The following is a 10,058-nucleotide window of genomic DNA, read 5'->3' on the forward strand; positions in this document are numbered from 1 at the left end:
CTTCAGTGAAGCGGCTTTTTTTATCGAAAATCCGCAGTTGGAGGCTCGCTGAGGGAGCCATATGTAGCCAGTTGCCAGGCGTTTACTCATCGCAACGTGCCTTAACCGGACGCTTACGATCGAATGTCGGCTTTTGGTTGTTTTTTGCAGGTGGCAACTGAGTGGAATCGACCTGAAGGAGGTGGCGGCCCAGTGGGCACAGTTTCAGCTCCAATGTAAGCAAGGCTAGCGCGCAGGCCCTGCGAATGTGCTGTCCATCACGTGTCGGTCGTAATCCAGCAGGTATGTATGATGCTGACGATACAGCTGTGAAAGCAGATCTTTGTTAGGGCCAACTACATCCATACCCCTGTCGTCATATGGGAAAACCATGACCCGCTTCTTCAAATTGAAGAGGTACAAAGCACACTTGGGTTTAGGCTCAATTGCAGCCAAATCTCTAGCCAATGCACACCAAAGAAATGCTTGAAGCAGGGCCACAGGCGCTTCAAATGCGATATTGATCCAATATTCCGGTTCGCTTTCGCAATACCAATCCTCTGGATCTATCTTCTCGCTCCAGACTGACCGTTCAGTAGGGATGTCAATGCCAGCAGATCGAAGGGCGTAAATCGAGGCCCGATGAGCAAAATGGCTGCTGCCAGAGTGAACGCGTAGACAAGCAACAAGTGTCGTTTCATCAAGGAAGACATCGCCGCAGATCTGTGTTGATTTTCGTAGTGCTGATAGGAACTGCTCAATCACCCCACCCGTTTCGGAGAGTTCAAAACGCAGACCTCCTGGGTAGGAATAGAAAAGAGGTCTGGCAAATGCTTTGCCGCCAAAAATTCTCTCGATTTCAACCTGTAGATTCACTTGTTCCCTTCGTGGCTATTAGCCCGACTTCACGCTTGGGCGCTGGAGACGGATTCTACTGTAGACGTAAGAGTTGAGCTAAGCCGTATGCGTCCGGCCAAGTCATCTACTCAGCCCCGCAAAGCCCAAGTCATTCAAGAGTGTGCCCAACCCGGCGCTTCGATTGCCAGCGTTGCACTCAGCCATAGTCTCAACGCAAACCTCGTCCACAAATGGACTCGGYTGCAATTGCAGAAAAGCACGGCGCTGCAACCCGCATTTACTCCGCTCCCCATGCCGCTGCCTGGAGCAAACTCGCAAGCTGCATCGCCGAATATCTGYGTTGAAATCCAGCACSCGCGTGGCACCGTCAAAGTGAACTGGTCCACTGAAAATGCTGCTGCCTGCGCGACCTTTCTTCGAGACCTTCTGCGATGATTCGCATCGTAACCGGCCGGCTAACACACCTTACTGACCCCACCGCCAAAGGCGATGGTGTCCACCTCATTTAAGTGGACACCAGTTCTAGCCTTTCAAGAGGGTCTTTCATGCAGCCACAACGCCGTTCCTATTCCAAGTCGTTCAAGGCTCAAGTCATTCAGGAGTGCGCCCAGCCCGGAGCCTCGATTGCCAGCATCGCGCTGAACCACAGCCTCAACGCGAACCTCGTCCACAAGTGGATTCGGCTGCAACCGCAGAAAAGCACGGCGCTACAACCCGCTTTTGTTTCACTGCCCATGCCACTCGCCAGCGCGGAGTCGCAAGCGGCATCATCGAACATCAGCGTTGAGATCCAGCATCGGCGCGGCACCGTAAAAATTAGTTGGCCAGCGGACAGCGCGGCTGTCTGTGCGAGCTTTCTTCGAGACCTATTGCGATGATCCGCATCAACGCCATCTGGCTCGCCACCGACCCTATGGACATGCGCGCCGGGACTGACACCGCGCTGGCGCGGGTGGTGGCCGTGTTCGGTGCGGCGCAGCCGCACTGTGCTTATTTGTTTGCTAACCGCCGCGCCAATCGCCTGAAAGTGTTGGTGCACGATGGCCTAGGTATCTGGCTGGCGGCTCGCCGATTGCATCAAGGCAAGTTCTTCTGGCCAGGTTCTCGTCATGGCTTTCAGGTAGAGTTGAGCGATGAACAGCTTCGGGCTTTGGTGCTGGGTTTGCCTTGGCAAAGAGTCGGGCAAAACAGCGCGATTACCATGATGTAACACCTGCTCTGGTCAGCGTCGTCAGGCAATTGTCCGATGAGCCTATCGTCGGTAATATTCTGTTCTGGCAAAATCGGCCGCATGACTTCGCTACCCAATCTCGACCAACTAAGCCCTGAAAAACTGCGCACTATCGCGGTGCAGTTGATGCAGCGCGTCGAGAGTCTCGATCAAAAAGTCGAGTGCATGGACAAGCAGATCCACCACTACAAAACGGTCAACGACAAGCTGACCCATGAGATCGCACAGCTCAAGCGTTTCAAGTTTGCCAAGCGCAGCGAGCAACTAAACCTGTATCAAGCCAGTCTGCTCGATGAGCATATCGACGTCGACATCGTGGTCATCGAAGCTGCGCTTGAGGCGCTGCAACTCGCTCCAACCCCTGCCGTGGCCCGGCAGAAACCAAAACGCACCGCCTTGCCGTCCGAGTTTCCGCGCACGAAGATCCATCACGAACCCGATAACACGCAGTGCAGCTGTGGCTGCGCTCTCAAGCGTATCGGTGAGGACGTCAGTGAGAAACTCGACTACACGCCCGGCGTGTTCACTGTCGAACAGCACATCCGTGGCAAGTGGGTTTGTGATCAATGCGAAACGCTGATCCAGGCACCGGTTCCGGCGCAAATCATCGACAAAGGCATCCCCACGGCAGGTCTGCTGGCTCAAGTGATGATCGCCAAATACGGTGATCATTTGCCGCTGTACCGTCAGGAAAAGATCTTTGGTAGGGCCGGCCTCGCCATCCCGCGCTCGACCTTGGCGCAGTGGGTCGGTCTCTGCGGTGTGCAACTGCAACCGCTGGTTGATGCGCTGCGCGAAGTGGTACTTGCCCACAACGTGGTGCACGCCGATGAAACGCCGGTACAGGTGCTCATGCCTGGCGAGAAGAAAACCCATCGAGCATACGTCTGGGCCTACGCGACCACCGCGTCTGCCGATGTCCGCTCGGTGGTGTACGACTTCAGTCCAAGCCGCTCGGGCGACCACTCTCGTGCCTTCCTGCAAGACTGGAAAGGCAAACTGGTGTGCGACGATTTTGGTGGCTACAAGGCCAGTTTTGCACTGGGCGTCACCGAAATTGGCTGCATGGCCCATGCCCGGCGCAAGTTCTTCGACCTGCATGCCACCAACAAAAGCACGCTCGCCGAGCAAGCCCTGGGCTATATCCAGTTGCTGTACGAAATCGAAAGTGAAATCCGCGACCTGGAGCCAGATGCACGGCGACGAATACGACAAGAAAAAGCTGTCCCCGTGATTGACATGCTGCACGCCTGGATGATCGCCCAGCGTGAGCTTGTGCACGATGGCGTGGCCATCGCCAAGGCTCTGGATTACAGTCTGAAACGCTGGACGGCGTTGTCACGTTATCTGGATGACGGTGCGGTGCCTATTGATAACAACCATATAGAGCAGCAAATCCGGCCATGGGCTCTTGGGCGCAAGAACTGGCTCTGTGTGTCACGAAGGAGACGTCATGACGACGACATGAAAACGGCGGCATGACACTCCATGTTCCAAGGTGGATGGAGGTCGACCCTCCGGTCAGGGCGTACAGGCGCACTGATCAAACGACCCGATGCTGCGAGCATGTTCAGCATGCTGGTGGTGAGCGATTCGGGAAAAGGCAGAGAAACTACTGTCACGTAAGGCTCAGGTAGTTGAACGCAAGTGAACTGACTGATGAAGCGACGAAATCTTAGTTGGTGTCAAAACGGGCTTGTATAGCCGGGCCCCGAGAAGTGCAGAGGACACCTGTCTACCGACTGCACGGCACCCGTTGTTAAGGCAGCAAGAACCTGAGCCAGGCCATTTTGGGGAACGTGAGAACCTATCCTCGGCACGTACCGAGAGGGTAGGGGCGGACTCACCCGTAGTAGTGATGAAAGACCTGTAATGGGGCTGGAGCGAAGGGGTGGGGATCACTTTCGTTGTGTGGGACACAACTCGAACGAGGATGACGTTTTAGTGCAGCGAAAAGCATTCGAAATACCGAAATCGCTGGTGTGGATGGCGTATCAGGATGTACGCCGCAACCGTGGCGCGCCGGGCTGTGATGGTCAGACGCTCACGGACTTTGATCGGCAACGCGATCATAACCTCTACCGCATCTGGAACCGGTTGTGCTCAGGGTCGTATTTTCCGCCACCTGTACGGGAAAAGCGCATTCCAAAAGACAACGGCAAGGAGCGCATCCTTGGCATCCCAACGGTCTCTGATCGGGTAGCCCAAGGAGCAGTGAAAAGATATGTGGAGGCTGTGATCGATCCGATTTTCCATCCTGACTCGTATGGGTACAGACCCGGAAGATCGGCCCACGATGCTTTGCGTCAATGTTCCATTCGGTGCCGTCGTAAGAACTGGGTACTGGAAGTGGATATCAGCGCGTTCTTCGACCACGTTGGACACGACCTGATTATCAAGGCTCTGGAACATCACCAGATGCCGAAATGGGTGATCTTGTACTGCCGACGCTGGCTGCAAGCGCCGATGCAGAGTGAGGCGGGGTTGCTCCAGGAGCGGGGACGAGGGACACCTCAAGGGGGTGTGATCTCGCCTTTGCTAGCCAATTTATTCCTGCACTACGCCTTTGATCGTTGGATAGACAGGACGCATCGCGGCGTGCCRTTTGAACGGTATGCCGACGATATTGTTATCCACTGCACAAGGATGAGCGAGGCTGTTCGAATCAGGGAGAGCCTGACGCGACGGATGAGTGAAGTGCGCCTGACCATCAACGAAGAAAAGTCGAAGATTGTCTACATCGACATATTCGAGCGACACAATGTCGCGACGAGCTTCACCTTTCTCGGATATGACTTCAAGGTGCGAACCCTTAGGAACTCCAAGGGCGAACTCTTCCGTAAGTGCATGCCGGGAGCGTCGATGAAGGCGATGCGCAGGATGGTAGACACGATCAAACACTGGCGCATCCATCGATCCACGACTGATGACCTGCGGGATTTTTCTCGCAGGTACAATGCTGTGATTCGAGGATGGATCGAATACTACGGTAAATTCTGGTACAGAAACTTCAGCTATCGATTGTGGAGCGCGTTGCAATCGCGTCTGCTCAAATGGATGAAGAGCAAGTACCGAATCTCTATACGTCAAGCGGAGCATCGGCTGCGTCTTGTTCGAAGAGAGAATCCGGAGCTGTTCGCGCATTGGTATCTACTACGTGCATCGAATGTGTGATCAAGAGCCGTATGACGGGAGACTGTCACGTACGGTTCTGTGAGCAGCCGAGGGGTGAAACTCCCTTCGGCTGACTCGACTTGCGGGGTCGTTACGCAGCGGTCAACGCGCGGCTGCGCTGATGAGCCTGATCCAATCGGCCAAGCTTAACGGGCATGATCCGTATGCTTATCTCAAAGATGTACTAACGCGGCTGCCGACGCAGCGGGCCAGTGGGATCGCCGAGCTGTTGCCGCATAACTGGTTGCCGTTACGCAACCTGTACCTACCGCCTGCAACACAGCACCTTGGCCGCCCAGACAAAGATCAAGTCACGGGAACGAAAGCGTAAGGACGGAGATGGTATCGAGGACGATGAGCCGTTTTGATCCGCACCATAAGTGCCCTGCTGCATGCCTGCATGCGGTCGGGCCCGATGCGTCTTCAACCGGAACACTGCTGCTAAGCTTATCCACAATTGCTGGGGCAAAAGTCAGCAATCCGTCCTGGGTCAATTTTCCATCGGCAGGGTGGGTCAGTTTTCAATCAGCGCCAACACACAGTGCTTTGTTACTCAAAACCGCCCAGTCTGAAAGTCGACAAACGCCTCTTGAATCTCTTCCTCTGTATTCATCACGAACGGGCCTCCAAGAGCGATAGGTTCGCGCAATGGACTGCCTGAGAAGAACAGCAACCGGGCATCCGTATTCTCGGCGCTGAGCGTGACCTCTGACTGCCCACTTTTCTCAGAGCGGGTCAGCCATGCCAGTTGGCTGGCCGGGACGAGCCTCCCAGCCTCCCCGATTTTCGGTATGCCTGCCAAGACGTACATGAAAGCGTTGTCTGTGGCTGGGAGCATCTGCCGAAATGACGCTCCGCGCTCAATTCGCACATCCAGCATTATGATTGGAACATGGTTGAGAGTGGACGAGCTTACGCTCCCGGACTGACCCGAGAAGACTCGAACCTCGACCCCCGGCTCTCGCCTGACGGGCATCGTGCTGCCAGCTAGATCCTGATAACGCGGCTCGGACATCTTCAGTGCCGCTGGCAAGTTCACCCATAGTTGCAACGTATGGGCAATCGTTCCTGGAAGCGCATTTTCTTCGTGGTAAACCCCTCGACCCGCTGTCATCCATTGAGCGCCATCTGCTTTGATCATGCCCCCATTCCCAGCGCTGTCACGATGCTCGACAACCCCATCAATCACAAAGGTCACTGTCTCCATGCCTCGGTGTGGATGACGAGGAAATGCTCCACGGGGCATCCAGTCCTCGGCCATCACTACGAAGGGATCGGAAAAGGTTGGATCACCATCTATCAGTCGGCGAGCCCGATGCCCGGCCATACGTCCAGCTGAGGTGTCAGGGTTAGCAACACGAGCTRCCTCACGAACGAACATCGGCTCGTCAGTCTTCATGCTCATCGCCTTATTTGAGTGGATGCTCGATCAAGTTGTGAAGCACCAGTGGGCCAGGAATGTGAAGAAGGCGACCACCTTCATCGATTCGCCCGACAAGGATTGGCGAGAACCCGAGTTGCTCTGCTAAGGCTTTGACGGTCGAGGCAGCTTTTTCGTCGTTGCTGGAGACGAATACGACACGCCGTCCGCCATCCTGAGAGGGATCTCGGGCCAGTACGCCAGCCGGAAGTTGGTTGAAAGCTTTGACGACCGACGCGCCTGGCAGCGCTTGGGCAACAATGTCAGAAGAGAGCCGTCCCGCAAGTGTTTCCGGTGGTACACCATAGGCGTTGGTCTGATCGATGATGATCTTGCCAGCCCAGTCGGATCGACTACGAGCGAGAGCCTCCACTGCGATAAATGGAAGTGCCAGGAATAGAACGTCGGCAGAGAGCGCCTCTTCCAAAGAGGTGGCTGTGACCATTTCTCCCAACTCTGCTGTGAGGGGGAGAATCGTTTCTGGCCCTCTAGTGTTCGCAATAGATACTGGAATCGCGACCCGGGCAAATTGGCGAGCAATGGCGGTTCCGACGTTACCGGAACCAATAATGGCGTATTTCATTTTCGAACTCCTGAAGAAAAAATGAAAATTGATTTGATCAAGCGCCAATCGTGGCGATTTCTTGAAGAGCCCTATTTATCGCCTCATCCTTGGCCTTTGGACTTACAGCCAAGCCTTCCGCGCGCACGACTCGTGTATCCGTGACGCCCAGAAATCCCAATAGCCCGATCAAGTAGCTCTCTTGATGTTCTAAAGCTGCCGCAGGACTACCTGGCGAATACACACCACCACGTGATGAAGCGATGTAAGCCTGCTTTCCTTTCAAGAGGCCTTCTGGGCCAGTGGCGGTGTATTGGAACGATTTGCCTGCTATCGCGACCCGGTCAATCCAGGACTTGAGCGTGCTCGGGATCGTCAGGTTGTACATAGGCGCGCCTATTACCACGATCTGCGAATCGAGGAGTTCTTGCAGATAGCTATTTCCCTTGAAAAGGTCGTTCACCAACATTGGGTCTTTGGCCACAGTGCCTTGCCAGGCTGATAGATGCTCCAAGGAAAGATGTAGTGCAGGGTCTTGGCCGAGATCTCGGTAAATCACCTTGCTGTCCGGGTGGAGCGCAGCGAGGCGCGCGACGATCTGCGAAGACAGGGTACGGCTGACAGACGCGTCGCCTAGGATGCTGGCGTCAAGATGGAGGATTTGCATTTCATTCACCAAGCTTACGGTTTAATGGGCATGTGAAAGATGAGCTGTTCTTGAGGATCTGAAAAGACGGTATATTGAGATGCTATGTATCGCTAATTCGGATGGATGGGGGCGAGATGCTCGACGGTCTATCGCTTGATCAGCTAAGAACTTTTGTCGCGGCCGTAGATGAAGGCAGTTTTTCTGCGGCCGCGAGGAAACTCAACAGGGTGCAATCGGCAGTGAGCGGCTGGGTGAGCGGCTTGGAGGATCAGATTGGGGTAACGCTTTTTGATCGTTCAGGTCGTTTCCCCAAATTGACACCCCAAGGTGCTCTGCTGCTGACAGATGCGCGCAGCATCATTTCGGCCGTCGACACTCTGAAGGCGCGAGCCAAGCTCATGACGTCAGGGCTGGAACCTGAATTATCCGTAGTAGTTGACGTGTTCTTTCCGACGTCTGCCATTACTGCCGTAGTCAAAGAGTTTGCCGAGCGATTCCCGCATACCCGCCTAAAGATTTTCGTCGAAGGCCTCGGTGCGGGCTATCAACCGATACTCGATGGTCGGTGCAGCCTTGGTATCCTGGCATCACTGCCAGTTTCATTTCCCACCCTGTCAATCGAGAGAATTGGCGAATTCTCTTTAGTGGTGGTGGCATCAGTTGATCATCCGCTATCCAGGCTGAGTGGGAAGATTCCTCGGCGGGAATTGGCCAAGCACGTTCAACTGGTGCTGACGGATCGATCAGAACTGCTGGCGGGGAAGGACTTTGGCGTGCTGTCGCCTTCGACCTGGCGTCTGGCTGATCTATCGACGAAGTACGCGTTCCTCAAGGATGGTGTTGGATGGGGCAGCATGCCTTGGCACATGGTCGAACACGACTTAGTTGCTGGCGCTCTGGCTACGCTCGATGTGGAAGGTTCGCCGAAGGAGGGAGTTAAAATAGATATCTGCGCAGTTCACGCGACAGACTCACTGCCGGGGCCAGCTGGACAATGGCTGATTGATCGACTCAGTTGCTCCCCAATCTATTGACCACGATGCTCGAAATTTCTGGGCCGTGGTCGCGGAGATCTTCGTGTTGACTGAAGACTGCCGATGGAACAGGGGGTAGTGTTGCGGGGGGAGTTTGTATCAGGAGAGGCGCCGGTCAGTTTCACAAGGTGTGTTTGGTGTTCGCTTACTTCGCATCGACTCCATCTGGCTCACCACCGAGCCGATGGACATGCGCGCAGGCACCGATACGGCTTTAGACAAGGTGATTGCGCGCAGCCGCACTGTGCTTATCTGTTCGCCAACCGCCGCACCAATCGCATGAAAGTGCTGGTGCATGACGGATTCGGAATATGGCTGGCGGCTCGCCGGTTGAACCAAGGCAAGTTCCACTGGCCTGGCATTCGCCATGGTTCTGAGATGGAACTGGATACCGAGCAACTTCAGGCATTGGTGCTGGGACTGCCATGGCAACGCGCAGTTGATGCAGCGTGTTGAGATGCCTTACCGTCAGGTTGACACGCTGGGTAAGACGGTCGAAACGATGGGTAAAACCATTGAGACGATGGGCAAGAAGATCAACCGCAATCAGACGGTGATCGAGAAGCTGACCCACGAAATCGCCCAGCTCAAGCGTTTGAAGTTTGCCAAGCGCAGCGAGCAGATGAATCCTGAGCAGGCCAGTTTGCTCGATGACCTGATCGATACCGATATCGCAGCGATTGAAGCAGAGCTTCAGGCCTTGCAAGCAGTGCCAGCGGCGACCGAGAAAAAGCTGGCTCTTCGCAGGTTCGTTACGCAGTGGAAAACGGGCGGCGGCGATCATGAGTTTGATCCAGTCTGCGCGGCTCAATGGTCATGATCCGTATGCAAATCTGAAAGATGTTCTCACGCGCCTGCCGACGCAGCGGGCGAGTGAGATCGACCGGTTGCTGCCGCATCAGTGGGGGCCGACCCAACTAATGTAGATTGAATTGGGAGGCTCTTGCCACTCAAGGGCCGACTATTGGGTAGTGCTTAATACGGCACCCATAATTATTGCCATCTCCCTTACATATGCCATCCAAATACCGGTAATTAACGTGCACGGACTGTCCTTTGTTGGGCCACTGTCGACGTGGGAGCTCACTTTGGTAGTTTGTAGTTTCTGGGGTAAAAGTGAGGGTGGACCCTTCTTTTGGACATTCCACAGT

General features: G+C 54.9%; 10 protein-coding genes and 4 pseudogenes. 10 read left to right on the top strand and 4 right to left on the bottom strand.

Annotated features, from left to right (window positions below):
- Positions 1–225: 225 nt before the first annotated feature.
- Positions 226–855: a DUF3885 domain-containing protein gene (locus tag AC1DH9_RS12490; RefSeq protein WP_427544940.1), complete on the bottom strand. Its 630-nt coding sequence runs from the start codon at positions 853–855 to the stop codon at positions 226–228.
- A 527-nt stretch (positions 856–1,382) separates the two neighbouring features.
- Here AC1DH9_RS12490 and tnpA point away from each other — a divergent pair.
- The 6 genes and pseudogenes from tnpA to AC1DH9_RS12520 form a co-directional block, all read left to right on the top strand.
- Positions 1,383–1,715: an IS66-like element accessory protein TnpA gene (gene tnpA / locus AC1DH9_RS12495; RefSeq protein ID WP_427544954.1), complete on the top strand. Its 333-nt coding sequence runs from the start codon at positions 1,383–1,385 to the stop codon at positions 1,713–1,715.
- Positions 1,712–2,047: an IS66 family insertion sequence element accessory protein TnpB gene (tnpB, locus tag AC1DH9_RS12500; protein ID WP_427544956.1), complete on the top strand. Its 336-nt coding sequence runs from the start codon at positions 1,712–1,714 to the stop codon at positions 2,045–2,047. The genes tnpA and tnpB (AC1DH9_RS12500) overlap by 4 nt, the downstream gene beginning before the upstream one ends.
- Before the next feature lie 186 nt (positions 2,048–2,233).
- On the top strand, positions 2,234–3,550 hold the full coding sequence (gene tnpC, locus AC1DH9_RS12505; protein WP_427545023.1) for an IS66 family transposase: 1,317 nt from the start codon (positions 2,234–2,236) through the stop codon (positions 3,548–3,550).
- 462 nt (positions 3,551–4,012) lie between these two features.
- Positions 4,013–5,242: a group II intron reverse transcriptase/maturase gene (gene ltrA, locus AC1DH9_RS12510; RefSeq protein WP_427544958.1), complete on the top strand. Its 1,230-nt coding sequence runs from the start codon at positions 4,013–4,015 to the stop codon at positions 5,240–5,242.
- An 82-nt stretch (positions 5,243–5,324) separates the two neighbouring features.
- A pseudogene (locus AC1DH9_RS12515) lies at positions 5,325–5,492 on the top strand (transposase domain-containing protein); the annotation flags it as partial.
- A 13-nt stretch (positions 5,493–5,505) separates the two neighbouring features.
- Positions 5,506–5,610, top strand: a pseudogene (locus AC1DH9_RS12520) (AAA family ATPase); the annotation flags it as partial.
- 185 nt (positions 5,611–5,795) lie between these two features.
- Here the strand turns inward: AC1DH9_RS12520 and AC1DH9_RS12525 are convergent.
- From AC1DH9_RS12525 to AC1DH9_RS12535, 3 genes are read right to left on the bottom strand one after another with little or no spacing between them, the layout of a single operon-like run.
- Positions 5,796–6,641: a pirin family protein gene (locus AC1DH9_RS12525; protein ID WP_477808249.1), complete on the bottom strand. Its 846-nt coding sequence runs from the start codon at positions 6,639–6,641 to the stop codon at positions 5,796–5,798.
- A 10-nt stretch (positions 6,642–6,651) separates the two neighbouring features.
- Complete coding sequence (locus tag AC1DH9_RS12530; protein ID WP_175553968.1) at positions 6,652–7,245, bottom strand: NADPH-dependent F420 reductase; 594 nt, start codon at positions 7,243–7,245, stop codon at positions 6,652–6,654.
- Between the two features lie 37 nt (positions 7,246–7,282).
- The gene (locus AC1DH9_RS12535) at positions 7,283–7,891 is read right to left on the bottom strand and encodes an FMN-dependent NADH-azoreductase (protein WP_427544960.1); all 609 of its coding nucleotides are present in this window, start codon (positions 7,889–7,891) and stop codon (positions 7,283–7,285) included.
- A 116-nt stretch (positions 7,892–8,007) separates the two neighbouring features.
- On the opposite strand from AC1DH9_RS12535, the gene AC1DH9_RS12540 reads away from it, so the two are divergent.
- The 4 genes and pseudogenes from AC1DH9_RS12540 to AC1DH9_RS12555 all read left to right on the top strand — a co-directional run.
- Complete coding sequence (locus AC1DH9_RS12540; protein ID WP_427544962.1) at positions 8,008–8,907, top strand: LysR family transcriptional regulator; 900 nt, start codon at positions 8,008–8,010, stop codon at positions 8,905–8,907.
- A gap of 63 nt (positions 8,908–8,970) precedes the next feature.
- Positions 8,971–9,363, top strand: coding sequence for an IS66 family insertion sequence element accessory protein TnpB (gene tnpB / locus AC1DH9_RS12545; protein WP_427544964.1), 393 nt, complete (start codon positions 8,971–8,973; stop codon positions 9,361–9,363).
- 1 nt (position 9,364) lies between these two features.
- Positions 9,365–9,655 (top strand): annotated as a pseudogene (locus AC1DH9_RS12550) (transposase domain-containing protein); the annotation flags it as partial.
- Positions 9,633–9,833: pseudogene (locus AC1DH9_RS12555) on the top strand (transposase domain-containing protein); the annotation flags it as partial. The pseudogenes AC1DH9_RS12550 and AC1DH9_RS12555, both read left to right, overlap by 23 nt.
- Between the last annotated feature and the right edge of the window lie 225 nt (positions 9,834–10,058).

It is taken from the genome of Pseudomonas sp. 05T35 (assembly GCF_056396605.1).